This window comes from Actinosynnema sp. NPDC002837 (assembly GCF_040295345.1).
In the GTDB taxonomy this organism is placed as follows: domain Bacteria; phylum Actinomycetota; class Actinomycetes; order Mycobacteriales; family Pseudonocardiaceae; genus Actinosynnema.
Genome location: NZ_JBEOVG010000050.1, coordinates 46,167 through 65,318 on the forward strand (window position 1 = coordinate 46,167; position 19,152 = coordinate 65,318).

A 19,152-nucleotide genomic window follows, 5' to 3' on the forward strand; every position below is an offset into this window, starting at 1 on the left:
CGTCGCCGGTGCCAGTGGCACGATCGGAAACCCGATGCGTGGTCGACGGAAGCGCTATGCGCCGGTAGCCGGGCCGTGCGGAACCGAGGTACGTTCGGGTCGTCCTTTCTCCGCCGCCGGGGAACAACTGCGCGACGTTGCGGTGGTCGCGGGCCGCATTGCTTTCGTCCGGGAACCGTCTCGAATTCTCGCGAGCGGAACAGGGTGACCCGATGGGTGGGGAAATGTCTCGTGGGGACGACCGGATCGCGATCGTCGGAATGTCCTGCCGGTTGCCCGGCGCGCCGGACACCGCGGCGTTCTGGCGGCTGCTGCGCGACGGCCTGGACGCGATCACCCCGCCGCCGCCCGGCCGGGCGGGCGACCTGCCCGCGGGCTTCCTGGACCGGGTCGACGCCTTCGACGCGGCCTTCTTCGGCGTCTCGCCCCGCGAGGCCGCCGCGATGGACCCGCAGCAGCGGCTGGCCCTGGAGCTGGCGTGGGAAGCCCTGGAGGACGCGCGGATCGTCCCCGGCACGCTCACCGGTGGCCGCACGGGCGTGTTCATCGGCGCGACCTGGGACGACTACACCACGCTGAGCTACCCGGCCCACGTCACCCCGCACACGATGACCGGCACGAACCGGGGCGTCATCGCCAACCGCGTGTCGCACTTCCTCGGCGTGCGCGGGCCGAGCCTGACCGTGGACGCGGCGCAGTCGTCCGCGCTGGTCGCGGTGCACCTGGCGGTCGAGAGCCTGCGGCGCGGCGAGACGGCGCTCGCCCTGGCGGGCGGGGTGAACCTCAACCTCGCCGCCGGTCGCGAGACGAGCGGGATCGAGTTCGGCGGGCTGTCACCGGACGGTCGCAGCCACACCTTCGACGCCCGCGCCAACGGGTTCGCCCGCGGCGAGGGCGGCGGCGTGGTCGTGCTCAAGCCGCTGGCCAGGGCGCTCGCGGACGGCGACCCGGTGCACGCGGTGATCCTCGGCAGCGCGGTGAACAACGACGGACCGACCCGCAGCCTGACCACGCCGAGCGCCGACGCCCAGGCCCAGGTCATCGCCGACGCCCTGGCCGGCGCGGACGTCCGCCCCGACGACGTGCAGTACGTCGAGCTGCACGGCACCGGCACCCCGGTCGGCGACCCGGTCGAAGCCGCGGGCCTCGGCGCCGCGCACGCCGGGCGCACCACCGAGCTGCTCGTCGGCTCGGCGAAGACCAACGTCGGCCACCTGGAGGGGGCGGCGGGCATCGTCGGCCTGCTCAAGACCGTGCTGAGCATCCGCCACCGCGCCCTGCCCGCCAGCCTGAACCACGTCACGCCCAACCCCGACATCCCGTTCGACGCGCTGAAGCTGCGGGTCCAGACCGAGCTGACCCCGTGGCCGCGCGCCGACCGGCCGTTGATCGCGGGCGTGTCGGCCTTCGGCATGGGCGGCACGAACGCGCACGTGGTCCTCGCCCAACCCCCGGACCGGGAGCGGGCCGAGTCCGGACCGGCGTCGGGCGTGGTGCCGTGGGTGCTGTCGGGCCGCACCGAGCAGGCGCTGCGGGCGCAGGCCGGGCGATTGCGCGACCACCTCGCCGCCCACCCCGACCTGACGTCCGCCGAGGTCGGCCACGCGTTGGCGACCACCCGCACGCATTTCGCGCACCGCGCCGTGCTCCTCGGCCGAGCACCGCTCAATGCGCTCGCCGAGGGCCGCCCGGCGCCGGACCTGGTCACCGGCCGGGCCGCCGACCTGGGCCGGACCGCGTTCGTCTTCCCCGGTCAGGGCGCGCAGTGGGTCGGCATGGGCCGCGAGCTGTACGCGACCGAGCCGGTGTTCCGCGAGCGCATCGACGCCTGCGCCGCCGCGCTCGCGCCCCACACCGACTGGTCGCTGGTGGACGTCCTGCACGGCGACGCGCTGGACCGGGTCGACGTGGTGCAGCCGGCGCTCTTCTCGGTGATGGTGTCGCTGGCCGCGCTGTGGCGCTCCCACGGCGTGGAACCGGACGCGGTGGTCGGCCATTCCCAAGGCGAAATCGCCGCCGCGCACGTGGCCGGCGCATTGTCGTTGGCCGACGCGGCGCGCGTCGTGGCATTGCGCAGCCGCGCGCTGGTCTCATTGGCCGGACAGGGCGGAATGATTTCCGTCACACTTCCGGTCGATGAGGCCGAGCAATTCGTGGCGCGGTGGAATGGTCAGTTGACAGTTGCGGTGGTAAATGCGCCCGGCTCGGTCGTGGTGTCCGGCACGCCCGCCGCGCTGGCCGAGTTGTCGGCGGCGTGCGAGGCGGCCGGCATTCGGGCGCGCGCCATTCCGGTGGATTACGCCGCCCATTCGGCGCAGGTGTCCGCCATTCGGCGACGGCTGCTGGACGACCTCGCCGACGTGCGACCGCGGCGCGGCGACGTGCCGTTCTACTCGGCGGTCACCGGCGGGCCGCTCGACACCGCCGGCCTCGACGCCGACTACTGGTACCGCAACCTGCGCGAGCCGGTCCGCTTCGACCTGGCCACCGCCGCGCTGGCCGCCGACGGCCACGACGTGCTCGTCGAGGTGAGCCCGCACCCGGTGCTGGCGCCGACCCTGGACGTCCCGGTGGCCACCGGCACCCTCCGCCGCGACGAGGGCGGCCGGGCGGAGTTCCTGGCCGCGTTGGGCCGGGTGTTCGTGGCGGGCGGGCACGTCGACTTCACGCCCGCGTTCCCGGCGGGGGTGGAGCCTGCCGACCTGCCGACCTACGCGTTCCAACGCCGGCGGCACTGGCTCGGCGACGTCACGCCCGAAGCGCCGGCCGGACCGACCGCCGATCCGGCCGACCAGGTCACCGCCGCCATCGCCGCGGTCCTCGGGCACGCCGACGCGGCCGAGATCGACCCGACGCTGACGTTCAAGGACCTGGGTTTCGACTCCGTGATGGGTGTCGCGCTGCGCGACCGCATCAACAGCGCGCTCGGCCTGCGGCTGCCGTCCGGCCTGATCTACGACTACCCGACGCCCGCGGAACTGGTGGCGCACCTGGGTGACGGTGTCGCGGACGTGCCGGACGTCGTGGCGGCGGTGGACGACGACCCGATCGTCATCGTGGGGATGGGGTGCCGGTTCCCCGGCGGCGTGGCGTCGCCGGACGACCTGTGGCGCCTGGTCACCGCCGAGGTGGACGCGATCGGCGACTTCCCGGCCGACCGCGGCTGGGACCTCGCCCGGCTGCACGACCCGGAGCTGCGCAGCGGCGGCACGAGCGCCGTGGCCAAGGGCGGGTTCCTGGCCGACGCGGGCGGGTTCGACGCCGCGTTCTTCGGGATCTCGCCGCGCGAGGCCGTGGCGATGGACCCGCAGCAGCGCCTGGTGCTGGAGACGGCGTGGGAGACGTTCGAGCACGCGGGCATCGACCCGACCTCGTTGCACGGCAGCCGCACCGGCGTGTTCACCGGCATCTGGTCCTCCGGGTACGCGGTCGGCGCGCCGGTGCCCGAGGACGTCGAGGGCTACCTGGTCACCGGCACGGCGACGAGCGTGACGTCCGGCCGCGTCGCCTACCACCTGGGTCTGCGCGGACCGGCGCTGTCGATCGACACCGCGTGCTCGTCGTCCCTGGTGGCGATCCACCTGGCGGCGCAGGCGCTGCGGGCCGGCGAGTGCGACCTGGCGTTGGCCGGTGGCGTGACGGTGATGGCGACGCCGGTCATCTTCACCGAGTTCTCGCGGCAGCGCGGGCTCGCGCCGGACGGCCGCAGCAAGCCGTTCTCCGCTTCCGCCGACGGCACGAGCTGGGGCGAGGGCGCGGGTCTGGTGCTGTTGGAGCGGTTGTCGGACGCGCGTCGGCGTGGTCATCGGGTGTTGGCGGTGGTGGCCGGTTCGGCGGTGAACCAGGACGGTGCGTCGAACGGGTTGACCGCGCCGAACGGGCCGTCTCAGGAACGCGTGATCCGGCAGGCACTGGCGAACGCCGGGCTGGCACCGTCCGATGTGGACGCGGTGGAGGCGCACGGGACCGGCACCACGTTGGGTGATCCGATCGAGGCGCAGGCGCTTCTGGCGACTTATGGTCAGGATCGTTCGGTGCCGTTGTGGTTGGGTTCGGTGAAGTCGAACATCGGCCACACGCAAGCCGCGGCGGGTGTCGCGGGTGTGATCAAGATGGTGATGGCCTTGCGGCACGGTGTGCTGCCGCGGACGTTGCACGTGGACGAGCCGACGCCGCACGTGGACTGGACGGCAGGCGACATCCGGCTCCTCACCGAGTCCGCCACCTGGCCCGACACCGAACGTCCCCGGCGCGCGGCCGTCTCGGCGTTCGGGATCAGCGGCACGAACGCCCACCTCGTGCTCCAGCAGGCGCCGGACGCCGTCGTGCCGCGGGTCGGCGAAGTCCGGACGGTGCCGTGGCTGGTGAGCGCGAAGACCGAGGCGGCACTGCACGCCCAGGTCGAACGGCTGCGCGAGCACGCGCTCACGCACCCGGACGTGCCGGTCGCCGCGATCGCCGGTGAGCTGGCCACCCGTGCCCGGTTCCGCCACCGCGCCGTGCTGGTCGGCGCGGATCGGGCCGAACTGCTCGCTGCCCCGCCACCGCCCGCCCCGCCGGCCACCACCGGCGACCTGGTGTTCGTGTTCCCGGGTCAGGGCGCGCAGTGGGTCGGCATGGGCCGTGACCTGTATGCGTCGGAGCCGGTGTTCCGGGATGCGGTCGACGCGTGCGAGAGGGCGCTCGCGCCGCACGTCGACTGGTCGTTGGTCGAGGTGTTGAACGGCGGGGCGCTGGACCGGGTGGATGTGGTGCAGCCCGCGTTGTTCGCGGTGATGGTGTCGTTGGCCGCGCTGTGGCGGTCGTTCGGTGTCGAGCCGGCCGCGGTGGTGGGGCACTCGCAGGGTGAGATCGCGGCGGCGCAGGTCGCCGGGGCGCTGTCGTTGGAGGACGCGGCGCGGGTGGTTGCGTTGCGCAGCAAGGCTTTGGTCGCGATCTCCGGTCTCGGCGGCATGGTGTCGGTGTCGTTGCCGCCGGATTCCGGGTTGTTGTCACACTGGGGTGATCGGCTGACGGTCGCCGTGGTGAACTCGGCGTCCACGGTGGTCGTGTCGGGTGAACCGGGCGCGTTGGACGAGCTGCTGGAGCTGTGTGAACGGGAGGGCGTGCACGCCCGGCGGATCCCGGTGGACTACGCGGCGCACTCGGCACAGGTGGAGGCGGTTCGGGAGCGGTTGCTCGCCGACCTCGCGGACATCGGCCCGCGGCCGGCGCGGATCCCGTTCTACTCCACGGTGACCGAAGGGCTGGTCGGGACCGTCGATGCCGGGTACTGGTACCGGAACCTGCGGGAGCCGGTGCGGTTCGACCGTGCCGTCCAGGCGTTGACGGACGCCGGGCACGACGTGTTCGTAGAGGTCAGCCCGCACCCGGTGCTGGTGCCCACCCTGGACGTCACGGTCGCCACCGGCACGCTGCGCCGAGACCGGGGCGGGCCCGGGGAGTTCCTCGCGGCGGCCGGCCGGCTGTTCGTCGCGGGCGTGGACGTCGACTGGACTCCCGCGCTGCCGCCGGCCGGTCGCGCGGACGTGCCGACCTACGCCTTCCAGCACGAGCCGTACTGGCTCACGTCCACCGCGCCCACCGCGGACCCGTGGCGGTACGAGGTCACGTGGACGCCCGTCACGCCCACCTCGGCTCCGGCCGGGCGGTGGCTGGTGCTGCGGCCCGACGGCGGGCACCCGTGGGTCGACGCGGCGGTGGAGGCGTTGCGGGACAGCGGCGTCGAGGTGGTCGAGACGGCGCAGCGGGTCGACGGCGTGCTGTCGTTCCTGGCGCTGGACGAGTCGCCGCACCCGGACCACCCGGCCGTGCCGGTCGGCCTGGCGCGGACGTTGGCCGCCGTGCGGGACCTCGACGCCCCGCTGTGGTGCGTGACGAGCGGCGCGTTCGACGATCGCCCGCGACAGGCGCTGGTGTGGGGACTGGGCACGTCGGCCGCGCTGGAGTTCCCCGACCGGTGGGGCGGGCTCGTCGACGTCCCGGCGACCCCGGACGCGTCGGGCGTGCGCCGCCTGCTCGCCGCGATCGTCGGACGGGAAGACCAGGTGTCGATCCGCGCCGAGGGCGTCTTCGCGCGCAGGCTGCGCCGGGCCCGGCCCACCCCGGCGGTCCGGGCGTGGCGGCCCGAGGGCACCACCCTGATCACCGGCGGCACGGGCGCGCTCGGCGCTCAGGTGGCCCGCTGGCTCGCCGGCCAGGGCGCCGAGCACGTGGTGCTGGTCAGCCGCGGCGGGCCGGACGCCCCCGGCGCGACCGGGCTGCGCGACGAGCTGGCCGCCGCCGGCACGCGGGTCACGGTGGCCGCGTGCGACGTGGCGGACCGGGCGGCGCTGGCGGCGTTGCTGGACGAGGTCGGCGACGTGCGGTCGGTGTTCCACGCGGCAGGCGTGATCAGGTCCGGTCGGCTGGCCGACGACGACGTGGCCGGTTTCGCCGACGTGATCACCGCCAAGGTCGCCGGCGCGACGCACCTGGCCGACCTGCTGCCCGACCTCGACGCGTTCGTGCTGTTCTCGTCGACGGCCGGCGTCTGGGGCGACGGGCACGGCGCGGCCTACGCGGCGGGCAACGCGTTCCTCGACGCCCTCGCCGCCCGGCACCGCGCCGAGGGCCGGGCGACCACGTCGGTGGCCTGGGGCATCTGGGCCGAGGGCGGCATGGCCTCGCTGGAGTCCGTGCAGCGGCAGCGGCGGCTGCTCGGCCTGGGCGAGATGCCGTCCGGGCGTGCGCTGGCGGCGTTGCGCGACGTGCTCGACCAGGACGTGCCGCACGCCGTGGTCACCCCGGTCGACTGGGCGGAGTTCGCCCCCGCCTACACCCGCGCGCGGCCGAGCAGGCTGCTCGCCGACCTGCCCGAGGCCCAGGGCCGGGAGGAACCGGTCGAGCCGGGCGTGACGTCCGACGTCGACGTGCTCGACGTGCTCGACGTGGTCACCACCCACACGGCGGCCGTGCTGGGCCACGCCTCGCCGGAGGCCGTCGACACCCGGCGGGCGTTCCGGGAACTCGGCTTCGACTCGCTGACCGCCGTCGAACTGCGCAACCGCCTCACCACCGCCCTGGGCAGGCGGCTGCCGTCCACCGTGGTCTTCGACCACCCCACGCCCGAACGGCTCGCCGCACACCTGCGCGGTGAGCGCGCGGCTCGTGCCACCACGGCCGCGGCGGCGACCGACGAGCCGATCGCGATCGTCGGCATGGGCTGCCGGTTCCCCGGTGGCGTCGAGTCGCCGGACGACCTGTGGCGGTTGGTGTCCGAGGGCGTCGACGCCATCGGCGGGTTCCCCGGGGACCGGGGCTGGGACCTGGACGGCCTGTTCGACCCCACGTCGGCCCGGCCGCGCACGTCGTCCACCCGGCACGGCGGGTTCCTGACCGACGCGGGCGGGTTCGACGCGGGGTTCTTCGGGATCTCGCCGCGTGAGGCGTTGGCGATGGATCCGCAGCAGCGGGTGTTGTTGGAGACGGCGTGGGAGGCGTTCGAGCACGCGGGGATCGACCCGACGTCGTTGCAGGGCAGTCGGACGGGCGTGTTCACCGGCATCTGGTCCACCGGGTACGCCGCCGGGTCGATCCCGGACGACCTGGAGGGCTACCAGGTCACCGGGACGGCGACCAGCATCGGCTCCGGCCGGCTCTCCTACCTGCTCGGCCTGGTCGGCGCGGCGCTGTCGCTGGACACCGGGTGCTCGTCGTCGCTGGTCGCGCTGCACCTGGCCGCGCAGGCGCTGCGGTCGGGCGAGTGCGATCTCGCGCTGGCCGGCGGGGTCACGGTCAACGCCACGCCGTCGTTGTTCACCGAGATGTCCCGGCAGGGCGCGAGCGCGCCGGACGGCCGCAGCAAGTCCTTCGCCGCCGCCGCCGACGGCGCCGGGTGGGCCGAGGGCGCGGGCCTGCTGCTGGTGGAACGACTGTCCGACGCCCGGCGCAACGGCCACCACGTGCTGGCCGTCGTGCGGGGGACCGCCGTCAACCAGGACGGCGCGTCGAACGGGTTGACCGCGCCGAACGGGCCGTCCCAGGAGCAGGTGATCCGGCAGGCCTTGGCGAACGCCGGGCTGTCACCGTCCGATGTGGACGCGGTGGAGGCGCACGGCACGGGCACCACGCTGGGTGATCCGATCGAGGCGCAGGCGCTCCTGGCGACCTACGGCCGGGATCGGTCCGAACCCTTGTGGCTGGGGTCGGTGAAGTCGAACATCGGTCACACGCAGGCGGCGGCGGGCGCGGCCGGCGTGATCAAGATGGTGATGGCTCTGCGGCACGGCGTGCTGCCGAAGACGCTGCACGTGGACGAGCCGACGCCGCACGTGGACTGGGAGGCCGGGAACGTCCGGCTGCTGACCGAGTCCGTCGCCTGGCCCGACGCCGAACGCCCTCGGCGGGCGGCGGTGTCCGCGTTCGGCATCAGCGGCACGAACGCGCACACGATCATCGAGCAGGCTCCGGAGGACGCGCGGCCGGTGGAGGCCGAGCAGCTGTGGCTGCTGTCGGCCAAGACGCCGGAGGCGCTGCGCGACCAGGCTCGGCGGCTGCGGGACTTCGTCGCCGAACACCCCGGGGACCACGACGAGATCGGACGCGTCCTGGCTGGTCGGGCGCGGTTCGATCACCGTGCGGTGGTGTTGGACCCGGCTGGTCTGGGTGCGTTGGCGGAGGGTCGGGAGCATCCGGGGTTGGTGACGGGCTCGGCGTCGGTGTTGGGCAAGTCGGTGTTCGTGTTCCCCGGCCAAGGTGCGCAGTGGGTCGGGATGGGGCGTGACCTCTACGCGTCCGAGCCGGTGTTCCGGGAGGCGGTGGACGCGTGTGAGCGGGCGTTGGCGCCGCACGTCGAGTGGTCGTTGGTCGAGGTGTTGAGCGGCGGGTCGTTGGATCGCGTGGACGTGGTGCAGCCCGCGTTGTTCGCGATGATGGTCTCGCTGGCGGCGTTGTGGCGGTCTCGCGGCGTCGAGCCGGACGCCGTGGTGGGGCATTCGCAGGGTGAGATCGCGGCGGCGTATGTGGCCGGGGCGCTGTCGTTGGAGGACGCGGCGCGGGTGGTTGCGTTGCGCAGCAAGGCTTTGGTCGCGATCAGCGGTCGAGGCGGGATGGTGTCGGTGTCGTTGCCGCCGGACTCGGAGCTGTTGTCGGGGTGGGGTGCCAGGCTGAGCGTCGCGGTGGTGAACTCGGCGTCCGCGGTGGTGGTGTCGGGCGAGCCCGGTGCGTTGGACGAGCTGCTGGAGCTGTGCGAGCGGGAGGGCGTGCACGCCCGGCGGATCCCGGTGGACTACGCGGCGCACTCGGCCCAGGTCGAGGCGGTCCGGGAACGACTGCTCGCCGACCTGGCCGTCATCGACCCCGCACCGGCCCGGATCCCGTTCTACTCCACAGTGGCGGACGGCTTGGTGGAGACCGTCGATGCCGCCTACTGGTACCGGAACCTGCGTGAACCGGTGCGGTTCGACCGAGCGGTCGATGCGCTGACGCAGGCCGGGCATGACGTGTTCATCGAGGTGAGCCCGCATCCGGTGCTGGTGCCCACGTTGGACGTCAGGGTCGCCACCGGCACGCTCCGGCGCGAGCGGAGCGACTTCCGCGGCGCCCTGGCCACCCTGGTCGTGCACGGCTACCCGCTGCCCAAGCCGACCGCGGGGCGGATCGCGCTGCCGACCTACCCGTTCCAGCGCACGCGCTACTGGCTCCTGCCGGGCACCGGCGGGCCCACGCTGGGCCACCCCTTGCTGGACGCGTCGGTGGACCTGCCGGACGACCAGGGTGCGGTGCTCACCGGCCGCCTCTCGACCCGGACGCACCCGTGGCTGGCCGACCACGCCGTCAACGGGGCCGTGCTGCTGCCCGGCACGGCGTTCGCGGAACTGGCCGGCGAAGCGGGACGGGCGCTGGGCTGCCCGGTCGTCGCGGACCTCGTGCTGCACGTGCCGCTCACCGTGACCGAACGCCCGGCGCACGTCCAGGTGTCCGTGGGCGCGCCCGACCACGCGGATCGCCGACCGGTCACCGTGCACTCCCGCGTCGACGGCGAGTGGGTCCGCCACGCCTCCGGCACGCTCGACCGCGCGCAGGCCGCGTCCACTTCGGCGTGGGAGCCCACGGGAGAACAGGTCGACCCGGACGGCTTCTACGACTACCTCGCCGACCTCGGTTACGCGTACGGCCCGGCGTTCCGAGGCGTGCGGGCGTTGTGGCGCGGTGACGACGAGCTGTTCGCCGAGATCCAGGTGCCGGACGGCGCCAGGTTCGGCCTGCACCCGGCACTGCTCGACGCCGCGCTGCAACCGGTGATCCTGCTGCACCCGGACGACCGCCTCCGCCTGCCCTTCTCGTTCACCGGCATCGCCGTGCACACGACGGGCGTCTCGGCCGCCCGCGTCCACCTGTCCCGCACCGGCTCCGACACCTACGCGGTCAGGGTGACCGACCTCGCGGGCGCACCGGTGGCCACGATCGACGCGCTGACCGTGCGACCCGCAGCCGCATCGGCGACCACGCTGCTGCGCACCGAATGGGTGCCGGTGGTGGAGTCCGCCCCCGTGCCCGTCCGCCTCGCGCCGCTGCTCACCGGTTCGGCCGACCCCGAGTCCGTGCACGACCTCACCCGACGGGCGCTCGGCCTGGTGCAGGAGTTCCTGGCGACCGACGACCGGACGCGCCTGGTGGTGCCGACCCGGGCGGACGACCCGGCGGGGGCGGCGGTCCGGGGGTTGGTCCGCAGCGCCGCGGCCGAGCACCCCGGCCGGTTCGTGGCGGTGGAGCTGGACGGCGACGCGACGGTGGCGCGGGCGGCGGAGGCGGCGGCCGTGGCGGGCGACGAGGTGGAGCTGGCGATCCGCGGTGACGCGGTCCTGGCGCCCCGCCAGGTGTCGTCCACGTCGCGGCCGGCGTCGGTCGACGGTCCGTGGCGGCTGGTCGAGTCGGGTACCGGCAGCCTGGACGACCTCACGTTCGCCGAGGTGGCCGAGGTGCCGTTGGAGCCGGGCCAGGTGCGGCTCGGGGTGCGTGCGGCGGGGGTGAACTTCCGGGACGTGCTCGTCGCGTTGGGGATGTACCCGGACCCGGCGCTGTTGGGCGGCGAGGCGGCCGGGACGGTCCTCGAAGTCGGGCCGGGCGTCACGCGGTGGCGGGTGGGCGACCGGGTGCTCGGTCTCGCGTCCGGCACGTTCGGGCCGCGGGCGGTCGCCGACGGGCGGGTGCTCGCGCCGGTCCCGGACGGCTGGTCCTTCGCGCAGGCCGCAGCGGTGCCGGTGGCGTTCCTGACCGCGTGGCACGGGCTGGTGGACCTCGGCCGCGTCCGGCCGGGCGATCGGGTGTTGATCCACTCCGGCGCGGGTGGTGTCGGCACGGCCGCGATCCAGCTGGCGCGGCACCTGGGCGCGGAGGTGTTCGCGACGGCGAGTCCGGGCAAGTGGGACGTGTTGCGTGGCTTGGGTGTGGCCGATGACCACATCGCGTCGTCGCGGACGTTGGAGTTCGAGCAGCGGTTCCCGCGGGTGGACGTGGTGCTGAACTCGTTGGCCGGCGAGTTCACCGACGCGTCGTTGCGCCTGCTCGCGCCCGGTGGCCGGTTCGTGGAGATGGGCAAGACCGACGTCCGGGTCCTCGACGGCGTGGACTACCGGGCGTTCGACCTCAACGACGCCGATCCCGCCCACCTGGGTGACGTGCTGACCTCGGTGCTGGAGCTGTTCGATGCGGGCGTGCTCCGGTTGCCGCCCGTGGCCGGCCGGGACATCCGGCGCGCGGTGGACGTGTTCCGGCTGATGAGCCAGGCCGGGCACGTCGGCAAGCTGGTGCTCACCGTGCCCCGGCTCGCCGACGGCACGGTGCTGATCACCGGCGGCACGGGGACGCTCGGGCGGGCGCTGGCACGGCACCTGGTCACCCGGCACGGCGTGCGGCGGCTGGTGTTGGCGAGTCGCGGCGGTGGTGAGGCTCCGGAACTGGACGCCGACGTGCGCGTGGTCGCGTGTGACGTGTCCGACCGCGAGCAGGTCGCGGAGCTGGTGGCGTCGATTCCCGACCTGAACGCCGTGGTGCACGCGGCCGGGGTGCTGGACGACGCGGTGGTGCAGGGTCTCACCCCCGAACGGCTGGACCGCGTGCTGCGGCCCAAGGTGGACGGCGCCTGGCACCTGCACGAACTGACCGGCGACCTGGACGCGTTCGTGCTGTTCTCCGCCGCCGCGGGCGTCCTGGGCACGGCCGGACAGGCCAACTACGCCGCCGCCAACTCCTACCTGGACGCCCTGGCCCGGCACCGGCACGCCCTCGGCCTGCCGGCCGTCTCGATGGCCTGGGGCCACTGGGCCGAGGCGTCCGGCATGACCGCGCACCTCACCGCGACCGACAAGGAGCGCTTCGCCCGCGCCGGCATCGCGCCGATGACGACGGAGCACGCGCTGGCGCTGTTCGACGCGGCGCTCGCCAGTGGGCAGCCCGCGGTGACGACCGCCCAGCTGACGACCCGGGCACCTCGCGCGCTCCCGCCTCCCACCGCGCCCGACACCGACCTGCTGTCCCTCGTCACCACCCACACCACGGCCGTGCTCGGGCACACCGACGCGTCGGCGATCAAGCCCCGGCTGGCCTTCCGCGATCTCGGCTTCGACTCGCTGACCGCCGTGGAGCTGCGCAACCGGCTCGCCACGGCGACCGGCCTCCGCCTGCCCGCGACCCTCGTCTTCGACCACCCGACACCCGAGGAACTGGTCGAACACCTGCGGTTGGAGCTGTCGGGCGCGCGTGCGGAGGTCGTTGCACCGGTGGTGCGTGCGGTGGACGGCGACCCGATCGTGATCGTGGGTATGGGGTGTCGGTTGCCGGGTGGTGTGGAGTCGCCGGATGACTTGTGGCGGTTGGTGATGGATGGTGTGGACGCCATCACGGACTTCCCGACCGATCGTGGTTGGGACTTGGACCGGCTTTACCACCCGGACCCTGACCACCCAGGGACGAGCTACACCCGTTCCGGTGGATTTCTGACGGACGCGGCCGGGTTCGACGCGGACTTCTTCGGGATCTCGCCGCGTGAGGCGTTGGCGATGGACCCGCAGCAGCGGGTGTTGCTGGAGACCGCGTGGGAGACCATCGAGCACGCGGGCATCGACCCGACCTCGTTGCGGGGCAGCCAGACGGGGGTGTTCACCGGGCTGTGGTCCTCGGGGTACGGGGGCGTGGTCGAGCAGGCCCCGCGTGACGCCGAGGGCTACCTGGCGACCGGCATCTCACCGAGCGTCACGTCCGGTCGCGTCGCCTACCTGCTCGGGTTGCGCGGCCAGGCCGTGTCGGTGGACTCCGCGTGCTCGTCGTCGTTGGTGGCGATGCACTTGGCCGCGCAGGCGTTGCGGTCGGGTGAGTGCGACCTGGCGCTGGCCGGTGGCGTGACGGTGATCGTGAACCCGCTGGGGTTCACCGAGTTCTCGAGGCAGCGCGGGTTGGCGGCCGACGGTCGGTGCAAGCCGTTCTCCGCTTCCGCCGACGGCACGAGTTGGGGTGAGGGCGCGGGTCTGGTGCTGCTGGAACGCTTGTCGGACGCGCGCCGCAACGGTCACCGCGTGCTGGCGGTGCTGGCCGGTTCGGCGGTGAACCAGGATGGCGCGTCGAACGGCCTCACCGCGCCGAACGGGCCGTCCCAGGAACGGGTGATCCGGCAGGCGCTGGCGAATGCCGGCGTGCGTCCGTCCGAAGTGGACGCCGTTGAAGCGCACGGCACGGGCACCACGTTGGGTGATCCGATCGAGGCGCAGGCGCTTCTGGCGACTTACGGTCAGGATCGTTCGGTGCCGTTGTGGTTGGGTTCGGTGAAGTCCAACATCGGTCACACTCAGGCTGCGGCGGGTGTCGCGGGTGTGATCAAGATGGTGATGGCGTTGCGGCACGGTCGGTTGCCGCGGACGTTGCACGTGGACGAGCCGACCCCGCACGTGGACTGGACGGCGGGGGACATCCGGCTGCTGACGGACACCGTGCCGTGGCCGGCGGTCGGTCGTCCGCGTCGGGCGGGTGTGTCGTCGTTCGGGGTGAGCGGCACGAACGCCCACGTCATCATCGAGCAGGCGCCCGAGACCGACGCGGAGCCGGGTGGGGACGGCGGCCGGACGCCGTGGGTGATCACCGGCAAGTCCGAGCGGGCGTTGCGCGACCAGGCCCGCCGGTTGTCCCGGGCCGTCGGTGCGGCCGACGAGTCCGCCGTGGCCCGGGTGCTGGCCGGTCGGGCGCGTTTTGATCATCGTGCGGTGGTGTCGGACCCGGCGGCCCTGGGCGCCTTGGCGGAGGGTCGGGAGCATCCGGGGTTGGTGACGGGCTCGGCGTCGGTGTTGGGCAAGTCGGTGTTCGTGTTCCCCGGCCAAGGTGCGCAGTGGGTCGGGATGGGGCGTGACCTCTACGCGTCCGAGCCGGTGTTCCGGGAGGCGGTGGACGCGTGTGAGCGGGCGTTGGCCCCGCACGTGGACTGGTCGTTGGTCGAGGTGTTGAGCGGTGGTGCGTTGGATCGCGTGGACGTGGTGCAGCCGGCGTTGTTCGCGGTGATGGTGTCGTTGGCGGCGTTGTGGCGGTCTCGTGGCGTCGAGCCGGATGCGGTGGTGGGGCATTCGCAGGGTGAGATCGCGGCGGCGTACGTGGCCGGGGCGCTGTCGTTGGAGGATGCGGCGCGGGTGGTTGCGTTGCGCAGCAAGGCTTTGGTCGCGATCAGCGGTCGGGGTGGGATGGTGTCGGTGTCGTTGCCGCCGGACTCGGAGCTGCTGTCGCGGTGGGGTGACCGGCTGTCGGTCGCGGTGGTCAACGCGGCGGACTCCGTGGTCGTGTCGGGCGATCCGGCCGCGCTCGCCGAGCTCGTGGCGGCCTGCGAGGCCGACGGCATCCGGGCCCGCGCTCTCCCGGTGGACTACGCGGCGCACTCGGCACAGGTGGAGGCGGTTCGGGAGCGGTTGCTCGCCGACCTCGCGGACATCGACCCGCGGCCGGCGCGGATCCCGTTCTACTCGACCGTGACCGAGGGGTTGGTCGGGACCGTCGATGCCGCCTACTGGTACCGGAACCTGCGCGAGCCGGTGCGGTTCGACCGGGCCGTGGCGGCGTTGACGGGCGCCGCGCACGACGTGTTCATCGAGGTCAGCCCCCACCCGGTGCTGGTGCCCGCGCTCGACGTCACGGTTGCGACCGGCACCCTGCGCCGTGACCAGGGCGACTTCACCACCGCCGCGGCACGGCTGTTCGTCGCCGGTGTGGACGTCGACTGGCCCCGGCCCGCCGCCGGTCACGTCGACCTGCCGACCTACCCGTTCCAGCACGACCGCTACTGGCTGGCTCCGGGGCCAGGGTCCGCGGACGTGACCGCGGCAGGTCTCGACTCTGCCGACCACCCGCTGCTCGGCGCGGCCGTGGACCTCGCGGCCGGGCACGGGGTCGTGCTCACCGGGCGGTTGTCGACGGCCACTCAGCCGTGGCTGGCCGATCACGCCATTCACGGGTCGGTGCTGCTGCCGGGCACCGGTTTCGTGGAACTCGCCCTGCGCGCGGGCGCCCAGGTCGGTCGGCCCGTGCTGGCCGAACTGCTGCTGGAAGCCCCGCTGGTGCTGCCCGCGCAGGACGCCGTGCCGGTCCAGGTCGTGGTCGACGGCACGGCGGTCGCCATCCACTCCCGGCGCGACGGCGAGTGGGTCCGGCACGCCACCGGCACGCTCGACGTCGACCCACCCGTGGCACGTCCGCTGGAGTGGCCGCCGGACGCCGAACGAGTCGACCTCACCGGCTTCTACGACGACCTCGCGGCCCAGGGCTACGAGTACGGCCCGGCGTTCGAGGGCGTGCGGGCGGTGTGGCGGCACGGCGACGAGCTGTACGCCGAGGTCGCCCTGGACGCCCGCGACGGCTTCGGCCTGCACCCCGCGTTGCTGGACGCCGCGTTGCAGCCGCTCACGCTGGCCGCGGCGGGTCGGCTGCCGTTCTCGTTCGCCGGCGTCGCCGTGCTGAAGACGGGGGTGACGGCGGCGCGCGTGCGCCTCACGCCGACCACTCCCGACACCTACCGGGTCCTGCTGACCACCGATGCGGGTGAGCCGGTGGCCGTGGTGGACGCGCTGACCGTGCGGCCGATGACGGCGGACTTCCAAACCCGGGACAACCGGGTGTTCCGCCTCGACTGGGTTCCGGTCACGCCCGCGTTCGAAGACACCGCCGTGCACCACGTGGTCAGCGCGCCGGGCGCCGATCCGGTGGCGGCCGCGCACACCCTGGTCGCCGGGACGGTGGCCGTCCTGCAGGACTTCCTGCGCACCTCGGAGGACGGGAAGCTCGCGATCGTCACGCGCGGCGCGGCCGGCCCGGGCGAGGTGACCGACCTCGCCGCCGCCGCGGTCTGGGGCTTGGTGCGGGCGGCCGAGGCCGAGCACCCCGGCCGGTTCGCCCTGGTCGACGTGGACCACGACGGCGAGGTCCGGGTGCCGGCCGACGAGTTCCAGGTGGTGGTCCGCGGCGACGCGGTGCTCGCGCCCCGGCTCGACCGGGCGCCGGGCTCACCGGGCGCGCTCGACCTGGACGGCACCGTGCTGATCACCGGCGGCACCGGCACGCTGGGCGTCCTGGTGGCCAGGCACCTCGTGGCCCGGCACGGCGCCCGGCGGCTGGTGCTGCTCGGCCGTCGTGGCGGTGAGGTGGAGATCGAGGGCGCGGACGTGTCGGTGGTCGCGTGCGACGTGACCGATCGGGCCGCGCTCGCCGACGTGCTCGCCACGATCCCCGACCTGTGCGCGGTCGTGCACGCGGCGGGCGTGCTGGACGACGCCGTGGTGACGTCGCTGACCCCCGAACGCGTGCACGACGTGCTGCGGCCCAAGGTGGACGCCGCGTGGCACCTGCACGAGCTGACCCGCGACCTGAAGGCGTTCGTGCTGTTCTCGTCGGCGGCCGGGGTGCTCGGCGGGGCGGGGCAGGGCAACTACGCCGCCGCCAACGCGTTCCTGGACGCGCTCGCCGGCCACCGGCACGCCCTGGGACTGCCCGCGGTGTCGCTGGCGTGGGGGCAGTGGGAGCAGGCCAGCGGCCTGACCGGGCATCTCACCGAGGCCGATCAACGCCGCTTGGAGCGGTCCGGGATCGTGCCGATGTCGACCGAGCACGCGTTGGCGCTGTTCGACGTGGCGCTGGCCGACGGCGCGCCCGCGGTGGTGCCCGCTCGGCTCGACCTCACCGCGCCGTCGTTGCGCGGGTTGACGCGGCGGGCGCGGCGGATCGCCGACACCGACTTGGCGCGGCGGCTCGCGTCGTTGCCCGAGGCCGAGCAGCACACCGTCGTGCTCGACCTGGTCGGCACGCACACCGCCGTGGTGCTGGGCCGCACCGACCGGGTCGCGCCGAACCGGGCGTTCCGGGATCTCGGGTTCGACTCGTTGACGGCGGTGGAGCTGCGCAACCGGCTGGCCGCCGCGCTGGGCGTGAAGCTGCCCGCCACGCTGACGTTCGACCACCCGACGCCGTCCGCGCTCGCCACCCACCTGCGGGGGCTGCTGCTCGGCCGGGAACGGCGTGCCGTCGCGCCCGTCGCCGTGGCCGCCGCGGATGACCCGATCGTGGTGGTCGGGATGGCGTGCCGGTACCCGGGCGGTGTCGGTTCGGCGGCGGACCTGTGGCGGCTGGTCACCGACGGCGTCGACGCGATCGGCGACTTCCCGGGCGACCGCGGGTGGGACCTCGACCGGCTCTACGACCCGGCGGGCGGGCCCGGCACCAGCTACACGCGTTCGGGTGGATTCCTCCGTGACGCGGCCGGGTTCGACGCGGGGTTCTTCGGGATCTCGCCGCGTGAGGCGTTGGCGATGGATCCGCAGCAGCGGGTCTTGCTGGAGACGGCGTGGGAGGCGTTCGAGCACGCGGGGATCGACCCGACGTCGTTGCGGGGCAGCCGGACGGGCGTGTTCACCGGCATCTGGTCGTCCGGGTACGGCGCCGGGGCGCAGCCGCCCGACCTGGAGGGCTACCTGTCGACCGGCACGGCGACGAGCGTGACGTCCGGGCGGGTGTCGTACCTGTTGGGCTTGGAAGGTCCGGCGGTGTCGGTGGACACGGCGTGCTCGTCGTCGTTGGTGGCGATGCACCTGGCCGCGCAGGCGCTGCGGTCGGGGGAGTGCACGCTGGCGCTGGCCGGTGGTGTGACGGTGATGGCGACGCCGTCCGGGTTCGTGGAGTTCTCCCGGCAGCGCGGTCTGGCGGCGGACGGGCGGATCAAGTCGTTCGCGGACGCGGCCGACGGCACGAGCTGGTCCGAGGGCGCCGGTCTGGTGCTGCTGGAGCGGTTGTCGGACGCGCGTCGGCGTGGTCACCAGGTGTTGGCGGTGGTGGCGGGTTCGGCGGTGAACCAGGATGGTGCGTCGAATGGGTTGACGGCGCCGAATGGTCCGTCTCAGGAGCGGGTGATTCGGCAGGCGTTGGTGAACGCGGGGTTGTCTGCGTCCGATGTGGATGTTGTGGAGGCGCATGGGACTGGTACGACGTTGGGTGATCCGATCGAGGCGCAGGCGCTTCTGGCGGCTTACGGTCAGGATCGTTCGGTGCCGTTGTGGTTGGGTTCGGTGAAGTCGAACATCGGTCACACGCAGGCGGCTGCGGGTGTCGCGGGCGTGATCAAGATGATCATGGCGATGCGGCACGGCGTGCTGCCCCGGACGCTGCACGTCGACCGGCCCACCACGCACGTGGACTGGGAGACCGGTGACGTCCGGCTCCTCACCGAGGCCACGCCCTGGCCCGACGTCGACCGGCCGCGTCGTGCGGGTGTGTCGTCCTTCGGGATCAGCGGGACGAACGCGCACCTGATCCTCGAACACGTGCCCGCCGAGCCGGTCGAGGCGCCGGAGGCCGTGCCGTGGTTGTTGTCGGCGAGGTCGCCGGAGGCGTTGCGGGCGCAGGCACGGCGGCTGCGTGGGTTCGCGGAGGACCCGGCGGTCGGCGCCGCCCTGGCCACGCGGGCTCGGCTGCCCTACCGCGCCGCGCTCACCGATCCGGCCACGCTCGCGGCGGACCTCGACGCGCTCGCCCGAGGCGACGTGCCGATCGGTGAGGCCGTGCCCGGCAAGACGGCGTTCGTGTTCTCGGGTCAGGGTTCGCAGTGGCGGGGTATGGGTCGTGGTCTTTATGACGCCTATCCGGTGTTCGCGGAGG

General features: G+C 73.8%; 1 protein-coding gene. It reads left to right on the forward strand.

Going from position 1 to position 19,152, the window contains the following annotated elements; all coding sequences use genetic code 11:
- Window positions 1-224: 224 nt before the first annotated feature.
- Window positions 225-19,152: SDR family NAD(P)-dependent oxidoreductase (locus tag ABTZ99_RS28445; protein WP_499615435.1), on the forward strand; the 18,928-nt coding region annotated here is incomplete at its 3' end.